Source organism: Streptomyces sp. NBC_00386 (assembly GCF_036063235.1).
Lineage (GTDB): Bacteria > Actinomycetota > Actinomycetes > Streptomycetales > Streptomycetaceae > Streptomyces.
Window position 1 is genome coordinate 1,661,064 of sequence record NZ_CP107950.1, and the last position, 26,946, is coordinate 1,688,009.

Genomic DNA, 26,946 nt, shown 5'->3' on the forward strand with positions numbered 1-26,946 from the left:
TGATCACCGCGCCGACCTTCGCCGTACTCACTTGAGCCTGCTCGAAGCGAGGATGGACACCAGGTGCAGCACGGTCTGCAGGAGCGCGATGCCGGCGAGCACGGCGGTGCCCAGCCGGGTGAAGAACAGGTCGCCCCTGATCTGGTCCGCGACGGCGAGGAGCAGGATCAGCAGGGACGCCTCGATGCCGAGGATCAGCCGGTGGAACTTGAGCGCCGCGGCGGCCCTGCGGGCCAGCGCCACGCCCGAGGAGCGGGGCTCGGCGGCGGACTCCTGGACCGGCGGCAGCCCGCCCTGGTGGCGGGCGACGCCGACGAGGTCGGTCTCCGCCTTGATCAGGATCGCGCCGAGGGCGGCCAGCGTGCCGAGGAAGGCCCACAGCCAGTCGATACGTCCGTCTCCCCACAGATCCGCGGCGCGCAGGCCGAGGCCGACGAGGACGGCCGCGTCGGTGAGATAGGCGCCGACGCGGTCGAGATAGACCCCGCCGAGCGAGTACTGCTTCTTCCAGCGCGCGATCTCGCCGTCGACGCAGTCGAGCAGCAGATAGAGCTGGACCATCACCACGCCCAGCACCGCGCCCGTGATCCCCGGCACCAGCAGGGCGGGGGCCGCGAGCACGCCGCAGAGGGTCATCAGGTACGTGAGCTGGTTGGGCGTGATCCTGGTGTTCACCAGGTAGCGGTCGCAGCGCAGCGAGATCTCTCGCATGTACAGGCGTCCCGCCCAGTGCTCACCGCTGCGCCGGTCCTTCACCCCCGGGGGGTGAACGACGGGGCGGAGTTCAGCTACCGATGGCCTTGGCATAGTCGGAGTAGATGTCCTTGATCTGGTGGGTGTTCAGGTCGAGATGTTCGAGGATCGTGTAGCGGCCGGGCCGGGTCTGCGGAGCGAACTCCACGACCTGGACGAACTCGTCCACGGTGAAGCCGATCTCCTCGGGCAGCACCGGCAGTCCGTGCCGGCGCAGCACCTCGGCCATGAACACGGCGTCGTCGTGGGCGCCGCGCAGATACATCGCGAAGGCCGCGCCCAGGCCGCACTGCTCGCCGTGGCTCGCGGCGCGCTTGGGGAAGAGGAGGTCGAAGGCGTGGTTGATCTCGTGGCAGGAGCCGGAGGCGGGCCGGGAGTCGCCCGAGATCGACATCGCGATGCCGGTGAGGACGAGCGCCTCGGCGAGGACCTGGAGGAAGCTGTTGTCGCCGACACCCCCGGGGTGCCTGAGCACGGCCTCGCCCGCCTGGCGCGCCATGGCGGCGGCCAGTCCGTCGATCTTCTCGCCCTTGACGCGGTTGGACAGTTCCCAGTCCGCGATCGCGTTGATGTTGGAGACGGCGTCCCCGATGCCCGCCCGGACGAACCGGACCGGCGCGTCGCGGATGACGTCGAGGTCGATGACCACGGCGATCGGGTTCGGCACGCCGTAGGAGCCGCGGCCCGCGTCGTTGTCGAGGGTGGCGACCGGCGAGCACAGGCCGTCGTGCGCGAGGTTGGTGGGCACGGCGACCAGCGGCAGCCCGACCCGCGCGGCGGCGAACTTGGCACAGTCGATGATCTTGCCGCCGCCCAGGCCCACGACGGCGTCGTAGTGCCCGGCCCTTATGGCGCCGGCCAGCTTGATCGCGTCGTCGAGCGTGCCGCCGCCGACCTCGTACCAGGTGGCACCGGGCAGGGCCGGGGCGATCCGGTCGCGCAGCCGGGCGCCCGAGCCGTTGCTGACCGCGATGGCCAGCTTGCCCGAGTGCGAGATGCGCTCGTCACTGAGCACGCTCGCCAGGTCGTCCAGGGCACCGGGACGGATGTCGACGACGACCGGCGAGGGGATGAGCCTCGTCAGTACTGGCACGCGATCTCACGTCCCTTGGCGAGGTCGTCGTGGTTGTCGATCTCGACCCACTTGACCTCCCCGATCGGCGCGACGTCGATCCGGAAGCCGCGGTTGACGAGCTCCTGGTAGCCGTGCTCGTAGAACTGCTGCGGGTCGGTCTCCCACACCGTCTTCAGGGCGTCGGCCAGCTCGGCGGCGGCGGCGCCCTCGATGAGGGTCACACCGATGTACTCGCCGGTGGCCTCGGACGGCTCCATGAGCTTGGTGATCTTCTGGACTCCCTTGTCGGGGTCCACGACGACCTTCATCTCCTCGTCGGCGAGCTTCTTCACCGTGTCCAGGGCGAGGATGATCCTCTTGCCCTCGCCGCGGGCGGCGAGCAGCGTCCGCTCGACGGAGACCGGGTGCACGGTGTCGCCGTTGGCGAGGATCACGCCGTCCTTGAGGGCGTCACGTCCGCACCACAGGGAGTAGGCGTTGTTCCACTCCTCGGCCTTGTCGTTGTCGATGAGGGTGATCTTGAGGCCGTACTTCTCCTCGAGAGCGGCCTTGCGGTCGTAGACGGCTTCCTTGCGGTAGCCGACGATGATGCCGACCTCGGTCAGTCCGATCTCGGCGAAGTTGCCGAGGGTCAGGTCCAGGACCGTGATGGAGTCCTCTATGCCCGCGGGGCCAACCGGCACGAGAGCCTTGGGGAGGCTGTCGGTGTAGGGGCGCAGACGCCTTCCGGCGCCGGCCGCCAGCACGAGGCCGATCATGCGGGTTCTCCTTCATCGTGTACGGCGGGCGCCCCGGAGGACACCCAGAAGCGGATGCTCTCGACGAGCACCAGCAGTGCCACGGCCACGGCGAGTGCCGTGAGCGCGACCTTGAACTGTGCGGCGGTGAGCAGCGCGGCCAGGACGGTGACCAGCAGCGTCCTGCCTTCGTGCCCGCCGATCGCCCGCACCAGCCAGTGCGGGGGGGCTCCGGCGTCTCCGCGAATGCGGTACACCGTGTCGTAGTGATGGTAGGCGACGGCGGCCACCAGGCCGAAAGCTGCCGGAAGCGCTCCGTTCACGTCGGCGTTGACCGCCAGCGCCAGAACGGTGAGGTACTCGGCCGCGCGGAAGAACGGCGGGACCAGCCAGTCGAGGGCGCCCTTGAGGGGCCTGAGCAGGGCTGCGGGCGACAGCAGGACGTACACGACGGCGCCCAGGACGGGGAGCCAGCTGCCGTACGGGGCGAGTGCGGCGGATGTCACGACGACCGCTCCGGCGACGAAGGCGACCACGGCCGGGGCGATGCGCGGGAGGCGGCCCGCGAAACGGGTCAGGTACTCGGCGAGCGCGCCGGAGTCGGTGAGGTCCGCCAGCGCCCGGGCGGCGCGGTCCGTGCGGCGCGCCTTGCGGGTGAGCGAGCGCAGGACCCGGCCCGCCGTGGTGTAGGTGGCCGCGAAGGCGCAGCCGACGAGCAGCGCGTAGAAGGTGATACGGGGGGTCGTCAGCGCCGTGAGGACGGCGATCATCGCCCATCGTTCGCCGATGGGCAGGACTATCATCCGGCGCACCCAGACCGTCCAGCCGACGCTGTCGAGCTTGTCCGAGAGGGCCGCGGTGGGGCTGGTGTTGGCCGTGGCGTCGTGGTTCGCCTCGTTGAAGGAGAAGTCCACGACGTGCCGGCAGGTCTGGAGGATCATCGCGCCGAGGGCGAGCGCCCACACGTCGTCGCCGCCGCGGGCCGCGCCGAGCGCGAGTCCCGCGTAGTAGGCGTACTCCTTGGCGCGGTCGAAGGTCGCGTCCAGCCAGGCGCCGAGCGTGGAGTACTGCAGGGAGTAGCGGGCGAGCTGTCCGTCCGTGCAGTCCAGGACGAAGGAGAACATCAGCAGCAGACCGGCCACGACGAAGCCGGCGCGGGTGCCGGTGGCGGCGCAGCCCGCGGCGATCAGCGCGGTGATCAGCGAGGCGGTGGTGACCTGGTTCGGGGTCAGACCGCGGCGGGCGCACCAGCGGGCGATGTAGCGCGAGTACGGGCTGATGCAGTACGTGGTGAAGAAGCCGTCGCGGGCCTTGACGGCGCTGCGCAGCCGTACGGCCTCGTCGTCGACGGCCAGGACGGCCTGCCGGACGCCGTTGCGCTCCTGCGGGTCGGCGGGGACCGCGGCGACGAGGGTGCCGAGCTCCGGGCGGTACACGGAGAGGTCGTCCGCTTCGAGTGCCTCGCCGAGGCGCTCGACGAGGTTCTCGGGGGCCACGGCGGCGTTGCCGGCGGCCACGCTCTCCCGGGTCACGGCGCGGGTCAGGGCCCGCCGGGCCTCGGGCTGCACGGAGACGGCGCCGGGTATGGCGGAGGCCGCGAAGCGGGGGTCGGTCAGGCCGAGACGCAGGGCGTGCACATGCCCGACGAAGCGGGCGTCCACGACGGCGACCCGCTCGTTCGCCGGCACGGCGGCGAGCAGGGTCTCGGTCTCGCCCGCGTCGGACGCGGGACGCACATCGAAGCCGAGCGACCGCAGATCGCCCTCGAGCGACGATCCGGGGACCGGCTGGCCGGTGAGGATGGCGGTCGGCAGCGAACTCACTCCCTGGGTGCCGGCGCGACCTGGCGCCGGCGTGTGCGTGATGGGATGGCGCCCCCGGCATGGCGGCGGCCCCGGCGGCATGTCGGCAGAGGCTATCGGATGAACGGAAGCGGCCGTTCACCGCCTGTTCACGGCCCGATCAACCGATTTTGTCCGACGGGCGCCGCGATCATCATCAGGGATCGCGGGCCCGGGTCACAAGCGCGGCTTCGCGGACCGGCGCATTCCCGGCATGACGTACGGCACCCGGCCTCGCCGAAACCGGGGCGCCCCGGACACGGCGCCGGACCGGCATAGGGTGGTCGTCCATGACATGGCTGATCACAGGCGGGGCCGGATACATCGGGGCACACGTGGCGCGGGCGATGGCGGAGGCCGGGGAGCGCGTCGTCGCCCTCGACGACCTGTCGACCGGGACACCGAAACGGCTTCCGGAGAACATCCCCCTCGTCCAGGGGTCGTCGCTGGACGGTGATCTGCTCAAGCGGGTCCTGTCGGAGCACGGGATCACGGGTGTGGTGCACCTCGCCGCCCGCAAGCAGGTCGGCGAATCCGTGGCCGAGCCGACGCGCTACTACCAGGAGAACGTGGGCGGCCTCGCGACGCTTCTGGACGCGGTGGCCGGGGCGGGCGTCGAGCGGTTCGTGTTCTCCTCCTCGGCGGCCGTCTACGGCAACCCCGATGTGGACCTCATCACGGAGGGCACCCCGTGTGCCCCGATGAGCCCCTACGGCGAGACGAAGCTCGCGGGCGAGTGGCTGGTGCGTGCGGCGGGCCGGGCGCACGGTATCGCCACGGTGTGCCTGCGCTACTTCAACGTGGCGGGCGCGGGGGCGCCGGAGCTCGCCGACACCGGGATCTTCAACATCGTCCCGATGCTGTTCGACCGCCTCACCCGCGGCGAGGCCCCGCGGATCTTCGGCGACGACTACCCGACGCCGGACGGCACCTGCGTACGCGACTACATCCATGTCGCCGACCTCGCCGAGGCACATCTCGCGGCGGCCCGGCGGCTGACGGACGGGGCGAGCGGTGATCTGACGGTGAACATCGGCCGGGGCGAGGGTGTCTCCGTGCGGGAGCTCGTGGCGCTCGTCGCCGAGGTCACCGGGAACCCCGCGCGGCCCCTCGTCGAACCGCGCCGCCCCGGCGACGCCCCCCGCGCGGTCGCCTCGGCCGCTCTGGCCGCCGACGAGCTGGGCTGGAGCGCGCGCCGAGGGGTCCGCGAGATGGTGGAGTCGGCCTGGCGGGGCTGGCTGCTGCACCACCCGGAGATCACCGGCGCATGACCGCGTCAGCGCTCTGACCTGCGGATCGTTTCCGCAGGTCAGAGCATATGACAACGGTGTTCAGTGCCGCGTTGCCCGATACCCCCCGCCCGTAGTTGACTGTCACGACCGAGCGGAAAACAGGAGGCGGCTTCCATGGGGGCTGGGCACGACCACGGGCACGCGCACGGCGCTCCCCCGGCCGGTACGGCGACGGCCGCGTACCGCGGGAGGCTGCGTGTCGCGCTGGCGATCACCCTCACCGTCATGGTCGTCGAGATCTTCGGCGGTGTCCTCGCCGATTCGCTCGCGCTCGTCGCGGACGCGGCGCACATGGCGACGGACGCGCTGGGTCTCGGCATGGCCCTGCTCGCGATCCACTTCGCGGCCCGCCCGCCGAGCGAGAAACGCACGTTCGGCTACGCGCGGGCCGAGATCCTCGCCGCGCTCGCCAACTGTCTGCTGCTGCTCGTCGTCGGCGGTTATGTGTTCGTCGAGGCGGTCCAGCGCTTCATCACGCCCGCGGACACCCACGGCGGACTGACGATCGCGTTCGGCGTGTTCGGCCTGGTCGCCAACACGGTCTCGCTGACGCTGCTGATGCGCGGGCAGAAGGACAGCCTGAACGTACGGGGCGCCTTCCTGGAGGTCGCGGCGGACGCGCTGGGCTCGGTGGCGGTCATCGTCGCCGCCGTGGTGATCATGACCACCGGCTGGCAGGCGGCGGACCCGATCGCCTCGATCGCCATCGCGCTGATGATCGTCCCGCGCACCTGGAAGCTGCTCCAGGAGACGCTCGACGTGCTCCTGGAGGCTGCGCCCAAGGGGGTCGACATGGCGGACGTACGTGCCCACATCCTGGCCCTCGACGGTGTCGAGGACATCCACGACCTGCACGCCTGGACCATCACCTCCGGCATGCCGGTGCTCTCCGCGCACGTGGTCGTCAGCTCCGACGTCCTGAACGCGATCGGCCACGAGAAGATGCTGCACGAGCTCCAGGGCTGTCTGGGTGTCCACTTCGATGTCGAGCACTGCACGTTCCAGCTGGAGCCGAGCGGCCACGCCGAGCACGAGGCGAAGCTCTGCCACTGACGCGCGGCCGGCCCCGCGGCGCCCTTCGCGGGACAGGGCGGGCACCGGGACATCCGCGGGCGGCGCCCGACGGGCACCGCCTGCGTGGCCGGGCGCCGAAGGAGGTGCCGTCCGAACATCCGACGGCTCTCGTCCTCGACGATTCCGTGCCGGTGGCACCGGGCACGATCAGGTGTCCGACGGTATTCGGCGTCCGGCGCCCGGGGCCGTGTGTCCCGCCAGGGGACCCCGGGGCGGGACATGCGGAGAGTCGCGAAGTGCCGGGAGTGCCGGTTTCGTACGGCAGACTTGGTGCTGGAAAACCGATGCGAAGGATGGGTATGCCGATCACACCTGCCACCGCGACGCACAGTTCGTCGAACGGCACCGCTGAAGCGATCTTGCTGGAACTGGTCGACGAGGACGGCAACACGATCGGTACGGCGGAGAAGCTCGCGGCCCATCAGGCCCCGGGACAGCTGCACCGGGCGTTCTCGGTGTTCCTCTTCGACGAACAGGGCCGGCTGCTGCTCCAGCAGCGCGCGCTCGGCAAGTACCACTCCCCCGGCGTCTGGTCGAACACCTGCTGCGGCCACCCCTACCCGGGCGAGGCACCCTTCGCGGCGGCGGCCCGGCGGACGTACGAGGAGCTCGGGGTCTCACCGACGCTGCTGGCCGAGGCGGGCACGGTCCGCTACAACCACCCGGACCCGGACTCGGGCCTGGTGGAGCAGGAGTACAACCATCTGTTCGTCGGAATGGTGCAGTCGGCGCTGCGGCCCGACCCGGAGGAGGTCGGTTCGACGGCCTTCGTGACCGCCGTCGAGCTGGCGGAGCGGCACGCGAAGGACCCCTTCTCGGCGTGGTTCATGACGGTGCTGGACGCGGCCCGTCCGGCGATGCGGGAGCTGACGGGTCCGTCCGCGGGCTGGTAGCCGGACGCTCAGACGCTCGGAGCGAGCGGCAGGGCGGCCCAGATCACCTTGCCGCCGCCCGCGGTGTACTCGACGTCGCACCCTCCGCCGTACTCCCTGGTCACCTCGCGCACCAGCAGCAGACCCCGGCCTCCGGTCTGGCCGTGGTCGGCCTCCAGAGCGGTCGGACGGTAGGGGTGGTCGTCCTCGACGGACACCCGCACCCAGTCGGCGCCGACCGCGACCTCCACCGCGAGCATCGGCGACAGAAGTGCCGCGTGCTTGACGGCGTTCGTGACCAGTTCGGAGACGATCAACAGCAGTCCCTGAACGACATCGTCCGAGACCGGCACCCCCTGGCGGGCCAGCAGATCACGGACGGCGTGCCGTGCCTGCGGCACCGAGGCGTCGACCGCGGCGGCGGTGAACCGCCACACGCCCTCGTACGGCAGCGGTCCGGGCGATCTGACGTCGGGAGTCGCAACTCCGCCTTCGGGGCTAGGGTCGGACCCCCGCCCGAGGTTGTCCATCGTCCGGTCGCCACCCTTGCGCTCGATTGTCACCACACGTCGAGTGTTGGTAATGCGCCGGTCCGTACCGGTTGACTGAACAGAAGTCAGCAGTTATCGCCGATTTTTGATCACGAATGCACGATAAAGCCAGCCCTATGACAACCCTTGCCGCTTTCGTGCCGCCTTCCGAAACTCTTCGGGTTGTACGGGTTTGTCCCGGGACTGACACGATTCGTTCCCCGCGACTCCGTCGCCCGCACGGCGGTCCGCGACCATGATCGGAGTGCGGCCGGTCGCTCCGGATAGCATCCGGCGTATGGAGCCGCAGCTGTTGCACCACGTCGGCGACGGGGTCGCCACCGTCGTCATCCACCACCCTGCCAAGCGGAACGCCATGACGACGCCGATGTGGCGAGCGCTGCCGCCGCTGCTGAACACGCTGAGCACCCGCGCCGACGTGCACGCGCTCGTGCTCACCGGCGAGGGCGGCACCTTCTGCGCCGGGGCCGACATCTCGACACTGCGGGAGTCGCCGGACGAGGCCCAGGGCCTCGCCGTCCTCGCCGAGGAGGCGCTCGCCGCGTTCCCGAAGCCGACTCTCGCCGCGATCCGCGGCTACTGCGTGGGCGGCGGGTCCCAGCTCGCGGCCGCCTGCGATCTGCGGTTCGCGCAGGAGGGCTCGCTGTTCGGGGTGACTCCGGCGAAGCTCGGCATCGTCTATCCGGCCTCCTCCACGCGGAGACTGGCGGCCCTGGTGGGGCCCTCCGCCGCCAAGTACCTGCTCTTCTCGGGCGAGTTGATCGACACCGAGCGCGCGCTGCGCACCGGTCTCGTGGACGAGGTGCTGCCCGAGGGCGAACTCGACAAGCGGGTCGCGGAGTTCACCCGCGTCCTGGCCGCGCGTTCCCTCATGACGCAGGCGGCCGCGAAGGAGTTCGTGAACGGGCGCACGGACCGTGACGCCCACTGGACGCGGCAGGCGCGCGCCGGCGGCGACACCGCGGAGGGGGTCGCCGCCTTCCTCGAACGCAGGCAGCCGCACTTCACGTGGGCTCCCTGAGGGCTCGCCGGGCTCTTTGGGCAGCGCCTCGGGCGGTAGCGGGAGTCCCCCGCGGCTACGTCAGGAGGAAACGGCTCTTGCTCCGGAACTCCTCGACGAGGTGAGCGGGTGCCTTGTCCGGGGACCCGGCGTCGTAGGGCGGCTCCGGGTCGTACTCGGTCAGCAGCTGGACGGCCTGGGCGTGTTCGTCCCCGGCGATCCGGCCGAGCAGGGTGAGGCCCATGTCGATGCCGGAGGAGACACCGGCCGAGGTCACGTACCGGCCGTCGAACACCACCCGCTCCCCCGTGGGTTCGGCACCGAACCGTTCGAGCTGGTCGAGGGCCAGCCAGTGGGAGGTGGCCCGGCGGCCCTCCAGGAGCCCTGCCGCGGCGAGCAGCAGGGACCCGGTGCACACCGAGGTCGTCCAGAGGCTGGTGGCATCGGCCGCCCGCAGCCAGTCGAGCAGGACCTGGTTGTCCATCTGGGCACTCTGGCCGGGCCCTCCCGGTACGACCACGATGTCCGGGTGCGGAACCTCCGCGAGGCTCTTGTCCGCGGTCAGCGCGAGCCGGCCGGTGTCGGAGCGGACCGGGCCGGGACGCTCGGCGACGAACACGGTGTCCGCTTCCGGCAGCCGGCCGAGCGTCTCGTACGGGCCCACGGCGTCCAGGGCGGTGAAGCGGTCGTAGAGGACGATGGCGATCTGCATCGGGGGGTCCTTTCGGCGAAGGGGTGTGCTGCGGGTGCGTGGGTGCCGGCGGCATCAGGGAGCCGTCCGGCACACACGGGGAGCTGAGGGATGTGCCGCGGGCTTGCGGGGTGCCAACAGGGTCAGGGAGCCGCCCGGTACATGGGGCGCGGCGAGGAGTGGGGCAGGGCCGGGGAACGGGGCAGGGCGTACCGAGGGCGGGGTGTCGGCCCGCGCGGGGTGGCGGGGACGTCAGCCGGTGGGAGCCGGCCGGAAGCGGCGCCGGTACTCGGCGGGTGCCGAGCCGAGGAACTTCACGAAGGCGCGGCGCATGGCTTCGGGCGTGCCGTAGCCGCAGGCCCGGGAGACCTCCTCGATGCCGTCCGTGGTGTCCTCCAGGAGACGGCGGGCGTGTTCGAGCCGTACCCGCTCGACGTAGCGGCCGGGCGTCGTGCCCGTCTCCGTCCGGAAGGCACGGGCGAAGTGGCGGGGCGAGAGACGGGCGCGGACCGCGAGCGACTCGACGCTCAGGTCGTCGCCCGGATGCTCGGAGATCCAGTGCTGGACCTCGCGCAGCGGTTCGCGTTGCGCCGTCTGGGCGGCGAGCTGGGCGCTGAACTGGGCCTGGTTGCCCGGCCGCCGGAGGAAGACGACGAGATGGCGGGCGACGGTGAGGGCGGCGTCACGGTCCAGGTCCTCCTCCACGAGCGCGAGGGCCAGGTCGATTCCGGAGGTGACGCCCGCCGAGGTGGACACGTTCCCGTCGCGTACGTAGATGGGGTCGGGATCGACCGTGACCGCCGGGTGGTCGCGGGCGAGGCTGTCGCAGTAGGCCCAGTGGGTCGTCGCGCGACGACCGTCGAGCAGGCCCGCCGCCGCGAGCAGGGCGGCGCCCGTACACACCGAGACCAGGCGCTCGGCGCGCGGGCCGTGGGCGCGCAGCCAGCCGATCAGACGGGGATCCGGGCGCCGGGTTCCGCTGCCGCCGGGAACCAGCAGGGTGTGCGGGGCCGCCGTGTCGGCGAGCGCCTGGTCCGGGACCAGGACGAGGCCGCTGGAGGAGCGGACCGGGGAGCCGTCCAGGGAGGCCGTGCGGATGCGGTACGAGCCGCCGCGGTAGGTCTCGGCGCCCGCGAACACCTCCAGGGGGCCGGTGACATCGAGGCTCTGCACGCCGTCGAAGAGGACGATCAGGACCGTTCGCATGTCTCGATTCTCGACCGGTGGGCACATGGCCGCAATGACGAAGGTCCCACCTTTCCTGCCATAGCGGGGCCGGGAGTTCACGACATACCAACCAGTCGGTAATCTGCGCGGTATGACCCCTCCACTGCCGGAGCGCGCCGGCCGGCGCTGCCACAACGTCCTCAATCCGCTGCACTCGACGCACTACTTCTCGCCCGATCTGGGCCGTGAGCTGGCCGCGGTCGGCATCGGGAACGAGCGGACCGCTTACTTCGCGGTGCGGGCCGCCGCGATGGGCGCGGTCGGCACGGGCACGGTGACGGCGACGTTCTTCAACTTCCGGCACGAACTGGTCGCCGAGCACGTGCCCGCGGTGTGGCGGGCCGCCTCTCCGGAGACGGTGCTCGCGGCACGTCTGCGCGCCGTGGACGCGACGCTCAGGCGGCTGCTCGGCGAGGACGTCATCGCGTCCGAGCAGGTGGCCGAGGCGGCGAAGCTCGCCCTGCGCGCGGCCGAGGCCTGCACCCGTGCCTTCCGCCCGCTGTACGCCGCTCACGCGGACCTGCCCGTGCCCGAGGCGCCGCACCTGGCGCTCTGGCACGCGGCCACCCTGCTGCGCGAGCACCGGGGCGACGGTCACCTCGCGGCGCTGCTCGACGCGGAGCTCGACCCGGTGGAGGCCCTGGTGAGTCACACCGCGACCGGCAAGGGCATGGCGCCCCGGTGGGTGCTCGGCACACGCGGCTGGTCCCGGCAGGACTGGGAGGCGGCGTCGGGGCGGCTGCGGGAGCGCGGGCTGCTCGACGCGGACGGCGAGCTGACGCCGGCCGGTACGGAGCTGCGCCGGGACATCGAGGCCCGGACGGACCGCCTCGACCGGGCTCCCTACGAGCACCTGGGCGCCGCCGGGGTCGAACGGCTCACCGAGATCGCGAAGGGTCTGCTGATGACCGCCTTCGCCGCCGGCGCGTTCCCGGAGGGGATGACCGGCAAGGGCTGAAGGGCCGGGCCGGAGCGGGTGTGCCGGGCGCGGACCGGGTCCGGACACGGCGCGCGGTCCCCTCGAGTGCCTCCCTGAGCCCCCGATGTCGGTGTCACCTGCCACAATTGCCGCGCAACCTCAGTGGAGAAGGCGGTACGGGATCGTGACGACACCCCTCGTAGGGTCCATCGAAGGCAGGATCGCCGAAGAACTCGGCGTACGGGAGCGGCAGGTCAAGGCCGCCGTCGACTTGCTCGACGGCGGCTCGACGGTGCCCTTCATCGCCCGCTACCGCAAGGAAGCGACCGAGATGCTCGACGATGCGCAGCTGCGCACCCTCGAGGAGCGGCTGCGCTATCTGCGGGAGCTGGAGGACCGGCGGGCCGCGATCCTCGACTCGGTACGCGAGCAGGGCAAGCTCGGCGCCGAGCTGGAAGCGCAGATCAGGGCCGCCGAGACCAAGGCTCGTCTCGAGGACATCTATCTGCCGTTCAAGCCCAAGCGGCGTACCAAGGCGCAGATCGCGCGCGAGGCGGGTCTCGAACCGCTGGCCGAGGGCCTGCTCGGCGACCCGTCGGTCGACCCGATCGCCGCGGCGGCGGCCTTCGTCGACGCCGACAAGGGCGTCGCCGACCCGCAGGCCGCCCTGGACGGCGCCCGGGCGATCCTCACCGAGCGGTTCTCCGAGGACGCCGACCTGATCGGCGAGCTGCGCGAGCGCATGTGGGTGCGCGGACGGCTCGCCGCCAAGGTGCGCGAGGGCAAGGAGGAGGCGGGCGCCAAGTTCGCCGACTACTTCGACTTCGCCGAGCCCTTCAAGGCGCTGCCCTCGCACCGGATCCTCGCCATGCTGCGCGGCGAGAAGGAGGATGTCCTCGATCTCGTCCTGGAGCCGGAGGAGGCCACCGAGGGGCCTTCCTCGTACGAGGGGATCGTCGCCCACCGCTTCGGGATCGCCGACCGCGGCCGTCCCGGCGACAAGTGGCTGACGGACACCGCCCGCTGGGCCTGGCGCACGCGCATCCTCGTGCACCTCGGCATCGACATGCGCCTGCGGCTGCGCACCGCCGCCGAGGACGAGGCGGTGAACGTCTTCGCGGCGAACCTGCGGGACCTGCTGCTCGCCGCCCCGGCGGGCACGCGCGCGACGCTGGGCCTGGACCCCGGTTTCCGTACGGGCGTGAAGGTCGCCGTCGTCGACGCGACCGGCAAGGTCGTCGCCACGGACGTGATCTACCCGCACGTCCCGGCCAACAAGTGGGACGAGGCCGTCGCCAAGCTCGCCCGGCTCGCCAAGGAGCACGCGGTCGATCTGATCGCGATCGGCAACGGCACGGCCTCCCGCGAGACCGACAAGCTCGCCGGTGAGCTGATCACGAAGCACCCGGAGCTGAAGCTCACCAAGGTCATGGTGTCCGAGGCGGGCGCGTCGGTGTACTCCGCGTCCGCGTTCGCCTCGCAGGAGCTGCCCGACATGGACGTGTCGCTGCGCGGCGCCGTCTCCATCGCGCGCCGGCTCCAGGACCCGCTGGCCGAGCTGGTGAAGATCGACCCGAAGTCGATCGGCGTCGGGCAGTACCAGCACGACCTGTCCGAGGTGAAGCTGTCCCGCTCGCTGGACGCGGTGGTCGAGGACTGTGTGAACGGCGTGGGCGTGGACGTGAACACCGCTTCCGCCCCGCTGCTGGCCCGGGTCTCCGGCATCACCTCCGGCCTCGCGGAGAACATCGTGTCGCACCGCGACGCCAACGGACCCTTCACCTCCCGTACGGCCCTCAAGGGCGTGGCCCGGCTCGGTCCCAAGGCCTACGAGCAGTGCGCGGGCTTCCTGCGGATCCGGGGCGGGAGCGACCCGCTGGACGCGTCCAGCGTGCACCCCGAGGCGTACCCCGTGGTGCGGCGGATGGTGAAGACGGTGGGCAGCGAGGTCGCGTCCCTGGTCGGCAACACGGGTGTGCTGCGCTCGCTGAAGCCTGCCGACTTCGTCGACGAGAAGTTCGGTCTGCCGACCGTCACGGACATCCTGAGGGAGCTGGAGAAGCCGGGGCGCGACCCGCGGCCCGCCTTCAAGACGGCCACCTTCAAGGACGGTGTGGAGAAGATCTCCGACCTGTCCTCCGGGATGGTCCTGGAGGGGGTCGTCACGAACGTCGCGGCCTTCGGGGCGTTCATCGACATCGGCGTCCACCAGGACGGCCTGGCGCACGTCTCCGCGCTGTCGAAGACGTTCGTGAAGGACCCGCGGGACGTCGTGAAGCCCGGCGACATCGTCAAGGTGAAGGTCCTGGACATCGACATCCCGCGCAAGCGGATCTCGCTGACGCTCCGGCTGGACGACGAGGCGGCGGCTCCGGAGGCCGAGGGCGGCGGCGGCCGGTCCCAGCGGGGCGGACGGCCGCCCCAGCAGCGCGGCCAGCAGCCGCGTGGTCAGCAGCAGCGCCAGGGCCGCGGCGGCGGTGCGGGGGGCGGTGCCGGGGGCGGTTCCCGGCAGGCCCCGCCGCCGGCGAACAGCGCCATGGCCGACGCCCTGCGGCGCGCGGGCCTGACCGGCCCCGAGCGGGGACGGAGCTGACACGCGGAAGGGGGCGGCCACCGTTCGGTGGCCGCCCCCTTCCGTTTCCGGCCCGGGGGCTCAGCTTCCCTTGCGGCCCGAGGTCAGCTCCGCTTCCGGCTCGAAGACTCGGCTTCCGCTTCCGGCCCGGGGGCTCAGTGCTCCGTCACCTTGCCGTCCGCCACCTCCAGGCGGCGCGTCGTACGGACCGCGTCCAGCATGCGGCGGTCGTGGGTGACCAGCAGGAGCGTGCCCTCGTAGGAGTCCAGGGCCGATTCCAGCTGCTCGATGGCCGGCAGGTCGAGGTGGTTCGTCGGCTCGTCCAGGACGAGCAGGTTGACGCCCCGGCCCTGGAGGAGTGCCAGCGCCGAGCGCGTGCGTTCACCCGGGGACAGCGTGGCCGCCGGGCGCAGGACGTGGTCCGCCTTCAGGCCGAACTTGGCCAGCAGGGTGCGGACTTCGGCGGGCTCCGTGTCGGGGACTGCCGCGCCGAACGCGTCCATCAGTGACTCGGGACCGTGGAAGAGCTTGCGGGCCTGGTCCACCTCGCCGACGACCACACCGGAGCCGAGCGTGGCGTGGCCGGCGGACAGCGGCACCCGGCCGAGCAGCGCGCCCAGCAGGGTGGACTTGCCCGCGCCGTTCGCGCCGGTGACGGCCACCCGGTCCGCCCAGTCGATCTGGAGGGTCGCCGGACCGAAGGTGAAGTCCCCGCGCCGCACCTCGGCGTCGCGCAGGGTGGCGACCACCGCGCCCGATCGCGGGGCCGCCGCGATCTCCATCCGCAGCTCCCACTCCTTGCGGGGCTCCTCGACGACGTCCAGCCGCTCGATCATGCGCTGGGTCTGCCGGGCCTTCGCGGCCTGCTTCTCGCTGGCCTCGCTGCGGAACTTGCGGCCGATCTTGTCGTTGTCGTTGTTCGCCTTGCGCCGCGCGTTCTTGACGCCCTTGTCCATCCAGCCGCGCTGCATCTGGGCCCGGCCTTCGAGGGCGGAGCGCTTGTCGGCGTACTCCTCGAAGTCGTCGCGGGCGTGCCGGCGGGCGGTGTCGCGCTCTTCGAGATACGCCTCGTAGCCACCGCCGTACAGCGTGATCTGCTGCTGGACCAGGTCGAGTTCGAGGACCTTGGTGACCGTGCGGGTGAGGAACTCGCGGTCGTGGCTGACGACGACGGTCCCGGCGCGCAGGCCGGAGACGAAGCGCTCCAGGCGCTCCAGACCGTCCAGGTCGAGGTCGTTGGTGGGCTCGTCGAGGAGGAAGACGTCGTAGCGGGAGAGCAGCAGGGAGGCGAGTCCGGCCCGGGCCGCCTGGCCTCCGGACAGGGACGTCATCAGCTGGTCGAGACCGACGCCGAGCCCCAGCGAGTCGGCGACCTCCTCGGCACGTTCGTCCAGGTCGGCGCCGCCGAGGTCGAGCCAGCGCTCCAGACTCGTCGAGTACGCGTCGTCCGCGCCGGGCGCTCCGTCGACGAGCGCCTGTGTCGCCGCGTCCATCACCCGCTGCGCCTCGTCGACGCCCGTCCGGCGCGCGAGGAAGTCCCGTACGGTCTCGCCCTCCCGGCGCTCCGGCTCCTGGGGCAGGTGCCCGACGGTCGCGGAGGGCGGGGAGAGCCGCAGCTCACCCTGTTCCGGGGCGAGGAGGCCGGCGAGCAGCCGCAGCAGCGTGGACTTGCCCGCGCCGTTGGCGCCGACGAGTCCGATCACGTCGCCGGGCGCGACGACGAGGTCGAGTCCGGCGAAGAGCGCGCGGTCGCCGTGTCCGGCGGTGAGATTCTTGGCGACGAGAGTGGCAGTCATCAGGGAGCCGATTTTAACGGCCCGCCGCGGCCCCCCTCACCGCCGATCTCCACGGCCCCCGGGTCCGGGGCCACCGGTCACCGTCCGGCCCGGTCGGGGGCCGCAGACGGGCCACAGGTTCCGCCGGCACGCTCCAGAACGCGGCGGCGGGAACGCGGGCCACCGTCGAGCAGGGAGTTCAGCGTGGCGCGATACCCGGGACCGTGGAAGCGGAACGGCCCCATGCCGTGGTAGCCGTTGCGTTCCAGATCGGCCCGTGCGCCGGTCTGCCAGGCGAAGTCCCGCCAGACGTAGTCGTCGCCGTCCTGCTCGATGACCGCGGTGACGGCACCGCATTCGACGGTCTCGCACTCGGGACAGCCGTAGATGACGTACCTGCCCCCGTCGAGCGGGGCGTCCGCCTCCAGGAGCAGGTTGCGCACCTGCGCGGTGAAGATCGCGGGCGGTACGTCGGAGGCGAGCGGGGAGACCGCGTCGAGGCCGGAGAGCCGGCACAGCAGCGGGAGTCCGTCGACGATGAAGTCGACGAGGTCCCGGCGTACTGGGTGGTCACCGCCCGTGAGGACTCCACCGGCACGCATCGCCGGGGCCAGGCCGAAGGTGGCGTACTCGGAGGACATGCTGTGAGTATCCCCTCGCGGAGAGTGACGCGACCACTGCATGGCATGCTCCGCTAACGTCCCGGCATGGAGAAGCCCGGGAACGGTGATGTGATCGTGGTCGGCGGCGGGGTCGTCGGCCTGACGACGGCCCTGGTGCTGGCCGAGGCCGGCAGGCGGGTCCGGGTGTGGGCACGGGAGCCCGCCGAGCGGACCACCTCGGCCGTTGCGGGGGCTCTGTGGTGGCCGTACCGCATCGCGCCGAAGGCGCTCGCCCGCACGTGGGCCCTCGTGTCCCTCTCCGTGTACGAGGAGCTGGCGGCACGGCCCGAGGAGAGTGGCGTACGCCTGGTCGAGGGGGTCATGGGCGAGACGCGGCTGGACGAGCTGGGGTCGTGGGCGGCCCGGGTACCCGGACTGCGCGCGGCGACGGCCGAGGAGTATCCGGGCACCGCGCTGCGGGCGCGGCTGCCGTTGATCGACATGCCCGTGCATCTGCGCCATCTGCGGGAGCGGTTCCTGCGGGCGGGCGGGACGGTCGAGGAACGGACGGTGACGGACCTCTCCGAGCCGGACGCGCCGGTCGTCGTGAACTGCGCGGGCCTCGGCGCCCGCGAACTCGTGCCCGACCCGGCCGTACGGCCCGTGCGCGGGCAGCTCGTGATCGTCGAGAATCCTGGCATCCGTGAGTGGCTCGTCTCGACCGACCCGGCGGCCGGGACGACGACGTACGTCTTCCCGCAGCCGGACCGGGTGATCCTCGGCGGCACCACGGACGAGGACGACTGGTCCCGGGTTCCCGACCCGGAGGTGGCGGCGCGGATCGTCGAGCGGTGCGCGGCGCTGCGTCCCGAGGTCGCCGGAGCCCGTGTGCTCGGTCACCGGGTGGGGCTGCGGCCGGTGCGCGAAACCGTCCGGCTGGAACGCGAGGTCCGGCCGGACGGACAAGTGCTGGTGCACAACTACGGGCACGGGGGCGCCGGGGTCACCGTGGCGTGGGGATGCGCGCGGGAGGCGGCCGGACTCGTCGGTCCGGCCGCCTCCGTCTGAACTCCCTCCGCGGCGGGCCGGAGGTCTTCGGGCCGAAGGGTCGTCGGGCCGGCCGATCAGCGGGCCCGAGGACCAGAAGGTCAGAGGGTCAGAGGGTGAGGGGTGAGGGGTGAGGGGTCAGTGTTCCTCCCCCGGGACTCGGTGCGCGGGGCGCGGGGCGCGTACGCCGTCGAGGACGGACGCGGCCGGTGCCGCCGCGGAGCCCGCCGTCGCCCGCTCGAACGCGTCCGCGCCGCCCACCAGGGGCACTCGGGCCGAGGTGCGGGACAGGTCGAGAGTGAGGGTCGGTGTACTGGCGGGAGGGTCGATGAGGTCCTTGTCGGTGCCCGCGACGATCAGCGCGAGCCGGTGCCCCTTCGGGACCACGTGGTCCGTGGCCGCCAGGTCCAGCGTGATGGTGTACGCCTTCCCCGGGGTGAGCGGAACGCCTCGGTCCGAGGCGTAGTTGCCGAGGTCGGCCCAGCCGCGGCTGAGGACCGTCTGGCCGACGTCGGTCCTGGCCGCCTCGGTCACCTTGTAGCAGGAGCTGTCGCCGGCCGTGCTCGCGCCCCAGCAGGTGCGGTCGGTAAGGGTGTCGATGCCCTCGCCCGAGCCCGTGTAGTCGCGGATGGTGTCCGGGCCGAGGTCGACGAGGACCGCCGAGAGGTGGGCCGTCGAGGTGGTGGGTGTGGCGGTGACGGTCACCTTGGACGAGCCCGAGAGCCGCAGGTCGCGGGTGAGCGGGCCGGTGGTGAAACCGGCCTTGTCGGCGGTCGGCCGGTCGATGTTGGCGGCCCAGTCGGTCTCGCTCCGCCCTGGGTCGTCGGTGAAGGTCTCGGTGCCGGATGCGCGGCCGAGCCCGAGGGTGCCGACACCCGGCTGCGCGCCCGTACCCGGTCGCAGGGTCGTGGCACCGGTGGTGCGGGGCGGCCAGACGGCGGAGGTCGTCCACTGGTCGGGGTGGCGTTCGATGTCGGCCATGGGCTCGTGGTCGATGCCGTTGTCGTAGCCGAGGAGTTCGTGGTCGAACCAGCGGTGCAGGGTGTCCACCCAGGCGGAGCGGCGGAAGTCGAAGGGGTCGACATGGCCGGTCTGGGAGAGCCAGATCTTGCGCTCGACCCCGTTCCTCGCGAGGGCGTCCCACCACTGGCCGAAGTTCTTGGTGCGGACGTTGAGGTCCTGCATGCCGTGGACGAGGAAGACGCTGGCCCTCACCTTCGAGGCGTCCTTGACGTAGTCGCGCTCGGTCCACAGTGATGTCCAGTCGCCGGTGCGCGGCGCCTCGTCGACCAGCTTCCGCTGCACGCCCGCGCACTTGGCGCGGGCGTCGGGGCTGTCGACGTAACCGGACAGCCAGTCGGGGCCGGAGTCGTAGAGCGGGGCGCCCTTGGCGAAGTAGTAGTCGTACCAGGAGGAGATGGCGCTGATCGGCACGACGGTCTTCAGGCCCTTCACGCCGGTGGCGGCGACACCGTTGGCGATGGTGCCGTCCCAGCTCTTGCCGATCATCCCGGTCCTGCCGTTGGTCCAGGTGGCTCTGGCCGTGGCGGTGCCGGTGCGCGTGGTGTAGCCCTTGGCCCGGCCGTTCAGCCAGTCGATCACCGCCTTGGCGGACTGGATGTCGGAGCGGCCGCCCACGTCGACGCAGCCGTCGGAGCGGTCGGTGCCGGCGAGGTCGACGCCGACGAATCCGTAGCCGCGCGGCACGAAGTAGTTGTCGTAGAACAGCGGCATCTGCACGACGTGGCCGTTCGCGTCGTACGTCTTCTTCTGGCTCTCGTTGCCGCGCCCGCAGCAGGAGTAGTACGGGCTGGCGTCCATGATCACGGGGATCTTGTGCCTCTGGCGGGCGAGTTCGCGGGGCCGGACGATGTCGACGGCGACGCGGTCGTGCCGTCCGTCGCTGTCGCCGTCGAGGCCGGTGTCGACCCAGACGGACTCACGGATCGCGTTCTCGTACGAGTAGACCGGGGCGCTCTCTCTCGGGGCGCCGTGTGCGGCGACCGGGACGAGTAAGGCGGCCATCAGGGCGGCGACGGCCGCCGTCGCGAGCGATCTCCAGGTCATGAAGCGCATGCGGCTCAGTGGTATCGGCATGCGCGGAACGTACCCCGGTCGACTCCTGTGCGACAGAGGGTCGGTGACAGGCCATCGGGGCCGGGTGACTCATGTCGGCCGAATGGCGATCGTGTGACAGGGGTGGCCGTGGACATGACCGGGGCCCCAGGGACTGAATAGGCTCCGGACCGACTTCATGCCCCCACGACTTGGAGCTTGACGTGCACCGCAGACTCATCGCCCCGGGCGCCCTCGCCGCCTCCCTGCTGCTGGCGATCCCGGCATCGGCGGCAAGTTACACACCGGGAACGCCGGGCATCGGCGACGCCTACTACCCGGCCTACGGCAACGGCGGATACGACGTCTCGCACTACGACCTGAGGCTCACGTACCAGCCGGGGACGGACGAACTGGAGGGCACGGCCACTCTCCTGGCGACCACCACGCAGGACCTGTCCCGGTTCGATCTGGACTTTCTGCTCGATGTCGGCGAGGTCCGGATCAACGGCGTGAAGGCGTCGTTCGCGGCCTCCGGTGAGCACGAGCTGCAGATCACCCCGGCGAAGCCGCTCGCCAAGGGCACGTCCGTCACGGTCGTCGTCCGCTACAGCGGAGTGCCGTCCACGAAGAGCGCGTACGGCTTCTCGACCTGGCACCGCACCCCGGACGGGGCGGTCGCGGCGGACGAGCCCGAGTCGGCCTGGTGGTGGTACCCGAGCAACGACCACCCGCTCGACAAGGCGACCTACGACGTGTCGGTGGCCGTGCCCGACGGCACCCAGGCCATCTCCAACGGCACGCTCCAGTCGACGAGTTCGCGGCTCGGCTGGACCCGCTACAACTGGCGGTCCAACAAGCCGCAGGCCACGTATCTGACCACGCTCGCGGTCGGGAAGTTCGACATCACGACCGGCACCTCCGAGGGCGGCGTCCCGGTGGTCAACGCCTACAGCAAGGATCTCGGCGACAACGACGGGGCCGCGCGCGCCAGCGTCGAGCGCACGGGCGAGCTGGTCGACTGGCTGAGCGGCTACTTCGGGCCGTATCCCTTCAGCAGCGCCGGCGGCTACGTCCCCAACACCACCACCGGATACGCGCTGGAGACCCAGACCCGGGTGTACTACAGCCCCCGGCAGTTCGCGAACGGCTCCAACACCTCTGTGGTCGTGCACGAGTTGGCACACCAGTGGTACGGCGACGACGTGTCGCTGAAGGGCTGGAAGGACATCTGGATCAACGAGGGCTTCGCGCGCTACGCGCAGTGGCTGTGGTCGGAGCACGAGGGCGAGGGCACGACACAGGAACTCGCGGACTACGTGTACGCCTCGCATCCCGCGGACGACGCCTTCTGGACGGTGGCTCCCGGCGACCCGGGACCCGACAACCAGTTCGACATCGCGGTCTACGACCGGGGCGCGCTGGCGGTGCAGGCGCTGCGCAACGAGGTCGGGGACGACGCCTTCTTCGCCATCCTGAAGGGGTGGCCGAAGGAGCACGCGTACGGGAACGCGTCGGTCGCCGACTTCCGGGAGTACGCCGAGCAGGTGTCCGGTACCTCGCTCGCGGCGCTCTTCGACACCTGGCTGTTCCAGCCGTCGAAGCCGGCGGCGCCCGCGGCGCGGAGCGCGGGCGTGGCCTCGGCCGCCGCGGCGAAGGGCGCCGTCGTCCCGCCGAAGTCGTGGAAGAAGATCGCCGCGACGGACACGGTCCACTCGGGCTGAGGCACGCTCCCACAGGCTGCGGCACGGGTCCGCGTCCCCCGCCGAATCGGGGCGCGGACCTGTCGCACGCCCACAGTGCCCGGCCAAGGCCGCGGCCGTGCTGGAGAACATCATCGGCGGCCCGGCCGTCGCCGGCGGCTGTCCTTCAGGAGCGCGCCGGTTCGGCCTCCCGGCGGTCGAACTCCGCGACCTGGCCGAGGAGTTCCGCGCGGCTGATGGCGTCCGCCCGGGTCGCGGGCACCGTGCAGGCGTAGGCGCCGGCCAGCGCGCCGTACAGGGCGCAGCGCCCGAGGGGTTCGCCGGCCAGACGGCCGTAGAGGAAGCCCGCGGCGAAGGAGTCCCCGGCGCCGTTCGAGTCGACGACCGGCGTGCGGGGCGGGATCGCCGGGATGTGGGTCACTTCGTCGTCGGCCAGCATGTACGCGCCCTCGGCACCGGCGGTGGCGACGACCACCTCGGCCCGGCCCCGCTCCACGATCTTCCGCATGGTGGCCTCGGGGTCGGCGAGGGCGGTCGTGGAGACGAACACGATGTCGGCGGCGTAGGCGAAGGCCTCGTGGTACGGGTTCTCGCCGTCCCAGTTGTGCAGGTCGGTCGAGACGGTCACCCCGGCCTCCCGCAGGACCGGCAGGGCGAAGGCGCACGGGTAGGTGATGGAGACGTGGGCGTGCCGGCTCGCCGCGGCCAGGTCCCGTACCGTCTTCTCGGGCAGCCGGTCCGCCTCGCTCGACCGGCTGTCGTCGTACAGGGACAGCCTGCGCCCGTCGGGGCCGACGAGATTGACCGCGCGCTTGGTGCCCGCGGGCTGGGGGACCTCGGTGAGCGCGATGCCCCGGTCGCGGTGCAGGGCTCGCACGAGGTCGCCCTCGGGGTCGTCGCCGAGCAGGTCGAGGTGGTGCGTGCGCAGGCCGAGTGCGTGCAGGCCCAGTGCGACGAAGTCGCCGGTCTGCCCGGCGCGGGTCTCGATGCCTGGACGGATCATGTAGCTGTCGGCGTAGGGCAACGGCAGTTCGGGGACGTGGACGATGGTGTCCACACCGGCACCGCCCAGGACGAGGACGTCGGTCTCGCGGCTCATGGCTCTCCCTCTCGGACGCGAGCAGCGAGTCAACCAGGCCCCCGACGATCACCGCAAGGAATTGCAGAAACTTCCGCAACCCGCTTCCACGAGCCCCGTCGGCTCCGGGACCGGGATCTGTCCCCCGTCACCCGCCCGCATCCCGGCGCCGGTCAGCCACCGTGGTCGTACACAGTCACCGCCAGGCCGCGACGCACGAGCCGTTCGGTGACCAGCGGTTCCACACGCGCCCACCGGCCGCCGGCCAGGCCGCACCCGATACGCGGCATGTGCACGGAGGCCCCGAGCTCGACCGCCTTGTCGGCCAGCAGTCCGAGTGAGGCGTCGATGGCCTCGTAACGCACGGGCACGCCCTTGCTGCCGGTGCGTATCCCCCGCTGGCCCACCAGGTTCGCCACCCACACGTACGGCTCGACCTGGACGAACTGGGCCGCGCCCAGGCCGAAGTCGTTGCCCGCGCGGTCGCGGTGCCAGGCGCGGTACGCGGCCTCGGGTTCCGGCCAGCGGCGGGAGAGCGCCAGCACGAAGCCCTTCCCCCAGCCCCCTATGTCGTTGCAGACGTGGGCGATCAGCTTGACGCCCTTGACCGACGGAACGGTGGCATCACCCCGGACGTACATGATCTCCGACATGACATCACCGTAGAGGCCGCCACTGACAGTGGTGATCAGCGCAGCACGGCCGCCAGCAGGTCGGTGCCCAGCGCTGTCAGATCGGACAGGTTCAGGGTGTACCGGACGTAACGACCCTGCCGCCGGGTCGTGAGCAGGCCCGCGCGGCGCAGGACGGCGAGGTGGCGGGAGATCTCCGGGGGTGTGAGTTCCCAGGCATGGGCGAGCTCGCGGGTGGTGTGCGGACCGCGGGCCAGGGTACGCAGCAGCCGCAGCCGTACCGGATGCGCCAGTGCCTCCAGCCGTAGGGAGACCGTTTCCAGCGACACCGGCTCCGACGGGATCGGCTCGGCCACGGGGTACTGCACCACCGGCTGCCACCCGGGCGCGTGGACCGCCACCAGATGTGGACGGCCGAAGACACTGGGGATGAAGGTGACCCCGGCGCCGTGGGCGGCGGTCGCCTTGTCCTGCAGCTTGTCCACGACGATGCAGTCACCGTCCGGGGACAGGGTGACCGCGCCGGAGACCGATGCGAGTGCCGCCCCGATGCCCTGGCGCTTCAGCAGGTCGTTCTTCACGCGCAGGTCGGTGGCCAGTCGCACGGCGACGTTCGTCCAGGCGGCGTCGAAGAAGGCCTCGCCGCACTGTTCGAGAGTGTGGCGCACCCGGGCCCGCACGGCGGCCGGGTCCGCGAGCAGCCGTTCCGCGAAAGCCTCCTGCCGCGCGCCGCGGGCCTGGGCCAGGTCCAGGGCCCGCTCCCGCGCGGTCGCGTCGGTGAGCGGCGACGGCGCGCCGAAGTGGACCCGGCTGCTGCCGCACGTGGTGACGAGTGCGGCGGTCACGTACCTTTCGTCGTCGATCCGGTCCACGTCGTCCAACTCCTCGGCGAGGGTGGACCGAGGGCGGGCGGGGACCAGGAAGTCGGCCTGTGAGGAACGCCAGAGGAAGTCCGCCTCCCGCAACCGCTCGGCCAACTCCGGCCGCAGCCCGGCCCAGACGTCCCCGGCCCAGTCGGCGAGCTGCGGATGATGGCCGGGTTGGGCCAGCACGTGCAGCATCGCGGTCAGCTCGGCCAGCGGGGAGGCGGCGAACCGCAGTTGCCCGGACGGCGGGCCACTGATATCGATCCTCAACGTCACCCCCTCATCATCACCGACCGAACGGCCGGCGATGTCGTCGGTTGACGGTGTCCGTCAACCGACGTGGCCGGCACGGTGGTTGAACGCACCGTTGGCGCCATGCCAACCACCACCGCAATCCGGCCCCGCGCCCTCGTCCGTGCCTCCGGAGGCTCCCGCTATGCCGTCGCCCTGGCCGTGGACGCACTCGGCACCGGCCTGCTGCGGCCCTTTCTGCTGCTCTACGGGGTGACGGTGCTAAGGCTGTCCGCACCGGTCACCGGCATCGCCATGACGGTCGGCGTCCTCGTGGGTCTGGTGTGCATGCCCGCGGTGGGCCGATGGCTGGACCGGGGCGCACGCAGCACGGTCGTGGCGGCATCGATGCTGGTGCGGGTGCTGGGCGTCGCGCTGCTGCTGGCCACCCCGGCGGGGCACGCCGGGCTGTTCGCGACGGCGGCGCTCTTCCTCGGCATCGGCAACCAGGCATGGCCGGCCGCCCACGCGGCTCTCGTGGCCACGGTCGCCCACGGCCGGGAACGCGACGCCGCCCTCGCGGGAGGCCGCGCCCTGCGCAACGCCGGCCTGGGCGTGGGCGCGCTCCTCGCCACCGTATGTCTGGCGGGCGGCACCACCGCGTTGCGGGCGCTGGCGGCCGTCACCGGGCTCGCGTATCTCACCGCGGCGGCCTTGGCCTGGTCGGTCCACCTGCGCGCGCGTCCGGCCACCGCCCCGGCCGAGGACAGGGACGACGGGCCCGCACCCCGGATGCGGTCGCTGCTGGCCGCCAACGTGGTCTACGTCTTCTGCCTCAACCTCCCCGAAATCGCGCTCCCCCTGGTCCTGGTGACACAGTTGCACGCGTCCCCGGTGTGGTCGGCCGCCGTCTTCGTGGCCAACACGGTGCTGGTGGTCACCCTGCAGGTTCCGGTCACCGTCCTGATGTTCCGCTTCTCCCGGCGGGCCGTACTGGTAATCGCCGGCGTGGTGCTCACCGCGTCCTACCTCGGCTTCCTCGCGGCCGCCTCCCTCGGACACGGCTGGGGTGCCCCGGCCGTCGCCGCGGTGTCCGTGGTCTGCACGATCGGCGAGATCATCTATGCCGGCAGCGCCACGGCGCTCGTCACCGACCTCGCCCCTGCCCATGCCCTGGGACGCGCCCTCGCCCGCTTCCAGCTCTCCACGGGCTTCGGCCTCGCCGTCTCCCCGGCGGTCATCACCTCTCTCGCACCCCACGGCCCGGCCGCCCTCTGGGGCAGCCTCGCCGCAGCGACGCTCGTCTCCGCCTCCGCCGTCGCCACCGAGAAGGACCGGGGAACGCGGCTCGGTCGCAGCCACCGGGGTCGAGCGGACTCGTGAGCCGGGTGGGCGTCACGTCGGCGCCGTCCCGGCAACCGCGGTCATGACCGCTTCCGGCACGGTCGGCTCGGAGGACCACGCGGACCGCGGGCCGCGACCCGCGTCGCTCCGGACAGAAGCTTTCACAACACTGGTGGGACAGCAATACTGTTGCACCGCGCCGTCACCCGTCACCATGGGCGCGCGCCGCACGACGCGAGAGGCGAGGACCTGCCATGACGACGGACACCGAGGAGCCTGCGCTCACGGTCGACGAACTGGCCGCGCGGGCGGGCGTGACGGTCCGCACGGTCCGCTTCTACAGCGCCAGGGGCCTGCTGCCGCCGCCCGTCATCGGCCCCCGCCGGGTGGGCCACTACAGCCAGGAGCATCTGGCCCGGCTCGCGCTCATCGAGGAGTTGCAGCACCAGGGCATGACACTGGCCGCGATCGAGCGGCATCTGACACAGTTGCCGCCCGGTCTGAGCGCGCACGACCTCGCCATCCACCGTGCCGTGGTGGCCTCCTGGGCGCCCGACGCGATGGAGGACGTCACCCGGGAGGAACTGGACCGGCGGGCCGGGCGGCCGCTTCGTGACGCGGACCTGGAGCGGCTCGCCGCTATGGGCGTCGTCGAAGGGACGGGGGACCCGGTCCGGCTGGACCCCGGGCTGCTGAAGCTCGGCCTGGAGCTCCTGGACGTACCGATCGCGGACGAGACGATCCTCGCCGCGCGGACCGTCCTGCTGGAGCACTCGCGCGCGGCGGCCCACGCGCTGTCCGGCCTGCTGCGCAACGCCGTGGGCGAACAGGAGTCCGTGGCGGCCGTGAAGTCGCTGTCGGCGCACATGCAGCCGCTGGTGGTGCAGGCACTGCTGACCGCGTTCCAGCGTTCCCTGAAGGACGAGTTGCGGGAATGGCTCAAGGAGTCCTGATCCGAGGCGGGCTCTCCCGCCGGGGGCCGGGGTCCGGCCGGGCCCGCCCGACGGTA

General features: G+C 71.9%; 22 protein-coding genes and 1 pseudogene. 10 read left to right on the top strand and 13 right to left on the bottom strand.

The window, feature by feature from the left end:
• Positions 1-27: 27 nt before the first annotated feature.
• From OG780_RS07155 to OG780_RS07170, 4 genes are read right to left on the bottom strand one after another with little or no spacing between them, the layout of a single operon-like run.
• Complete coding sequence (locus tag OG780_RS07155) at positions 28-807, bottom strand: CDP-alcohol phosphatidyltransferase family protein (RefSeq protein WP_328445811.1); 780 nt, start codon at positions 805-807, stop codon at positions 28-30.
• Positions 785-1,846: an iron-containing alcohol dehydrogenase family protein gene (locus OG780_RS07160; protein ID WP_328445813.1), complete on the bottom strand. Its 1,062-nt coding sequence runs from the start codon at positions 1,844-1,846 to the stop codon at positions 785-787. The genes OG780_RS07155 and OG780_RS07160 overlap by 23 nt, the downstream gene beginning before the upstream one ends.
• A complete protein-coding gene (locus OG780_RS07165) occupies positions 1,834-2,586 on the bottom strand; it encodes a phosphocholine cytidylyltransferase family protein (RefSeq protein ID WP_328445815.1) in 753 nt (250 codons plus the stop codon). Before OG780_RS07165 ends, OG780_RS07160 begins: the two co-directional genes overlap by 13 nt.
• Positions 2,583-4,379 carry a DUF5941 domain-containing protein gene (locus OG780_RS07170; RefSeq protein ID WP_328457950.1) on the bottom strand — a complete coding sequence of 599 codons (1,797 nt, stop codon included), beginning with the start codon at positions 4,377-4,379 and terminating at the stop codon, positions 2,583-2,585. Before OG780_RS07170 ends, OG780_RS07165 begins: the two co-directional genes overlap by 4 nt.
• Before the next feature lie 317 nt (positions 4,380-4,696).
• Here OG780_RS07170 and galE point away from each other — a divergent pair, with 317 nt between their 5' ends.
• The 3 genes from galE to idi all read left to right on the top strand — a co-directional run bounded on the left by galE (position 4,697) and on the right by idi (position 7,665).
• The gene (gene galE, locus OG780_RS07175) at positions 4,697-5,677 is read left to right on the top strand and encodes a UDP-glucose 4-epimerase GalE (protein ID WP_328445816.1); all 981 of its coding nucleotides are present in this window, start codon (positions 4,697-4,699) and stop codon (positions 5,675-5,677) included.
• Between the two features lie 135 nt (positions 5,678-5,812).
• Positions 5,813-6,751 (top strand): cation diffusion facilitator family transporter, encoded by a 939-nt coding sequence (locus OG780_RS07180; protein ID WP_328445818.1) that lies wholly within the window; start codon positions 5,813-5,815, stop codon positions 6,749-6,751.
• A 320-nt stretch (positions 6,752-7,071) separates the two neighbouring features.
• Positions 7,072-7,665: an isopentenyl-diphosphate Delta-isomerase gene (gene idi, locus OG780_RS07185; RefSeq protein WP_328445820.1), complete on the top strand. Its 594-nt coding sequence runs from the start codon at positions 7,072-7,074 to the stop codon at positions 7,663-7,665.
• An 8-nt stretch (positions 7,666-7,673) separates the two neighbouring features.
• Here idi and OG780_RS07190 read toward each other — a convergent pair whose 3' ends face one another.
• Positions 7,674-8,174: an ATP-binding protein gene (locus OG780_RS07190; RefSeq protein ID WP_326790709.1), complete on the bottom strand. Its 501-nt coding sequence runs from the start codon at positions 8,172-8,174 to the stop codon at positions 7,674-7,676.
• Positions 8,175-8,472: 298 nt separating this feature from the next.
• Between OG780_RS07190 and OG780_RS07195 the strand changes: the two genes are divergently transcribed.
• Positions 8,473-9,216 carry an enoyl-CoA hydratase/isomerase family protein gene (locus tag OG780_RS07195; RefSeq protein ID WP_328445822.1) on the top strand — a complete coding sequence of 248 codons (744 nt, stop codon included), beginning with the start codon at positions 8,473-8,475 and terminating at the stop codon, positions 9,214-9,216.
• Between the two features lie 55 nt (positions 9,217-9,271).
• Here OG780_RS07195 and OG780_RS07200 read toward each other — a convergent pair whose 3' ends face one another.
• Complete coding sequence (locus OG780_RS07200; protein ID WP_328445824.1) at positions 9,272-9,907, bottom strand: DJ-1/PfpI family protein; 636 nt, start codon at positions 9,905-9,907, stop codon at positions 9,272-9,274.
• Between the two features lie 231 nt (positions 9,908-10,138).
• On the bottom strand, positions 10,139-11,092 hold the full coding sequence (locus OG780_RS07205; protein ID WP_328445826.1) for a GlxA family transcriptional regulator: 954 nt from the start codon (positions 11,090-11,092) through the stop codon (positions 10,139-10,141).
• 112 nt (positions 11,093-11,204) lie between these two features.
• On the opposite strand from OG780_RS07205, the gene OG780_RS07210 reads away from it, so the two are divergent.
• Complete coding sequence (locus tag OG780_RS07210; RefSeq protein ID WP_328445829.1) at positions 11,205-12,071, top strand: SCO6745 family protein; 867 nt, start codon at positions 11,205-11,207, stop codon at positions 12,069-12,071.
• Positions 12,072-12,216: 145 nt separating this feature from the next.
• On the top strand, positions 12,217-14,625 hold the full coding sequence (locus OG780_RS07215; RefSeq protein WP_328445831.1) for a Tex family protein: 2,409 nt from the start codon (positions 12,217-12,219) through the stop codon (positions 14,623-14,625).
• A gap of 134 nt (positions 14,626-14,759) precedes the next feature.
• Here the strand turns inward: OG780_RS07215 and OG780_RS07220 are convergent, their stop codons facing one another.
• Positions 14,760-16,400 (bottom strand): ABC-F family ATP-binding cassette domain-containing protein, encoded by a 1,641-nt coding sequence (locus OG780_RS07220; RefSeq protein WP_328445833.1) that lies wholly within the window; start codon positions 16,398-16,400, stop codon positions 14,760-14,762.
• 134 nt (positions 16,401-16,534) lie between these two features.
• A pseudogene (locus tag OG780_RS07225) lies at positions 16,535-17,020 on the bottom strand (oxidoreductase); the annotation flags it as partial.
• Between the two features lie 66 nt (positions 17,021-17,086).
• Between OG780_RS07225 and OG780_RS07230 the strand changes: the two are divergent.
• Positions 17,087-18,049, top strand: a complete 963-nt coding sequence (locus tag OG780_RS07230) for an FAD-dependent oxidoreductase (protein ID WP_328445835.1) — start codon at positions 17,087-17,089, stop codon at positions 18,047-18,049.
• 117 nt (positions 18,050-18,166) lie between these two features.
• Here OG780_RS07230 and OG780_RS07235 read toward each other — a convergent pair whose 3' ends face one another.
• Positions 18,167-20,125 carry a Xaa-Pro dipeptidyl-peptidase gene (locus tag OG780_RS07235; protein WP_328445837.1) on the bottom strand — a complete coding sequence of 653 codons (1,959 nt, stop codon included), beginning with the start codon at positions 20,123-20,125 and terminating at the stop codon, positions 18,167-18,169.
• A 182-nt stretch (positions 20,126-20,307) separates the two neighbouring features.
• Here OG780_RS07235 and OG780_RS07240 point away from each other — a divergent pair, with 182 nt between their 5' ends.
• Entirely contained in the window at positions 20,308-21,807 is a 1,500-nt protein-coding gene (locus OG780_RS07240; RefSeq protein ID WP_328445839.1) for a M1 family metallopeptidase, read from the top strand.
• Between the two features lie 145 nt (positions 21,808-21,952).
• Here the strand turns inward: OG780_RS07240 and OG780_RS07245 are convergent, their stop codons facing one another.
• From OG780_RS07245 to OG780_RS07255, 3 genes are all read right to left on the bottom strand, one after another.
• Positions 21,953-22,885: an adenosine kinase gene (locus OG780_RS07245; protein WP_328445841.1), complete on the bottom strand. Its 933-nt coding sequence runs from the start codon at positions 22,883-22,885 to the stop codon at positions 21,953-21,955.
• Between the two features lie 152 nt (positions 22,886-23,037).
• The gene (locus tag OG780_RS07250; RefSeq protein ID WP_328445843.1) at positions 23,038-23,517 is read right to left on the bottom strand and encodes a macro domain-containing protein; all 480 of its coding nucleotides are present in this window, start codon (positions 23,515-23,517) and stop codon (positions 23,038-23,040) included.
• Positions 23,518-23,552: 35 nt separating this feature from the next.
• Positions 23,553-24,638, bottom strand: a complete 1,086-nt coding sequence (locus tag OG780_RS07255; protein ID WP_328445845.1) for a helix-turn-helix domain-containing protein — start codon at positions 24,636-24,638, stop codon at positions 23,553-23,555.
• A gap of 99 nt (positions 24,639-24,737) precedes the next feature.
• Between OG780_RS07255 and OG780_RS07260 the strand changes: the two genes are divergently transcribed.
• Both OG780_RS07260 and OG780_RS07265 read left to right on the top strand, forming a co-directional pair.
• Positions 24,738-25,976 carry an MFS transporter gene (locus OG780_RS07260; RefSeq protein ID WP_328445847.1) on the top strand — a complete coding sequence of 413 codons (1,239 nt, stop codon included), beginning with the start codon at positions 24,738-24,740 and terminating at the stop codon, positions 25,974-25,976.
• Between the two features lie 215 nt (positions 25,977-26,191).
• On the top strand, positions 26,192-26,890 hold the full coding sequence (locus tag OG780_RS07265; RefSeq protein ID WP_328445849.1) for a MerR family transcriptional regulator: 699 nt from the start codon (positions 26,192-26,194) through the stop codon (positions 26,888-26,890).
• The last annotated feature ends 56 nt before the right edge of the window (positions 26,891-26,946 follow it).